Source organism: Oleiphilus sp. HI0061 (assembly GCF_001635675.1).
In genome coordinates, this window is record NZ_LWFE01000057.1 from 1 (window position 1) to 1,204 (window position 1,204).

Here is a 1,204-nt window from a genome sequence, read left to right on the forward strand (position 1 = left end):
GAATTCTCAGTGAATCACGTTTACTAGACCCAGTCGCTTCGTCCGCTTTAGCCATTAAGGTACGAATAGCCGTCGGCGCTGTATAGAAAACTGTCACCTTGTGCTGATCAATTACTTCACCAAAGCGCCCCATACTCGGATAATTGGGAACGCCTTCATACATGAGCGTTGTGGCACCATTCGCCAAGGGTCCATAAACGATGTAACTATGGCCGGTAATCCAGCCAACATCTGCCGAGCACCAGAACACATCACCTTCTTTATGGTCGAATGTGTAGTAGTAGGTCGACGTCACATAAGTCAAATATCCACCACTGGAATGCTGTAAACCTTTTGGTTTACCGGTAGAACCAGAGGTATAAAGAATGAACAATGGATCTTCAGCATTTACCGGAACGGCTGTATGCTTGTCAGCTTGCTCAGCCACCAAGCGACGATAGTCAACGTCCCAGTTATGACGAGTTGAACCTGTGTTATGGGTTGTTTCAACAACCAGTACATTTTTGACAGTATTACGTTTGGATATCTCCAGCGCGTCGTCCACACTTGACTTAAGCGGGATAGATTTCCCACCACGCACACCCTCTGTCGCCGTAATCACGACTTTTGCCTCACAATCATCCAGGCGATCTGCTAAAGCTGTTGCCGAAAAACCACCAAATACCACTGAATGAATGGCACCAATACGAGCACACGCCAGCATCGCATACGATGCCTCGGGAATCATAGGCATATACAGTACGACACGGTCACCTTTACCTACTCCCATAGATTCCAGGCCATTAGCCAACTGACACACCTCTCGATGTAAGTCTCGATAGGTAATTGTCTTGCTGTGGCCCGGTTCATCGGCTTCCCAAATTATGGCTGCCTGGTCTGCTCGCGTTTCTAAATGCCTGTCTACACAGTTGTAACAAACATTCAGCTCTCCATCTTCATACCATGAAATATGTAAGTCATCTTTTGCAAATGAGACATCTTTGACTTTGGTGAAGGGTTTATCCCAATACAAGCGCTCAGCTTCTTTTCGCCAGTAGTCTTCATTCTTCTCTATCGACATTTGATACAGGCTCTGATAGCCAACTTTATCGATGTTTGGCACAAAATCACTGGTTGAATTAGAGGTAGTGTAGTTATTCTGGGCAGCTAAGCTCATGACAGGCTCCTTGAAGTCTATGTTACCGAGTAAGTAGATATAACTCTT

General features: G+C 45.8%; 1 protein-coding gene. It reads right to left on the reverse strand.

All coding sequences use genetic code 11. The annotated features are described in order from the left end of the window. A partial coding sequence (locus A3735_RS00790) for an AMP-binding protein (protein WP_156499283.1) occupies nucleotides 1–1,156 on the reverse strand: 1,156 nt, incomplete at its 3' end. Nucleotides 1,157–1,204 lie beyond the last annotated feature (48 nt).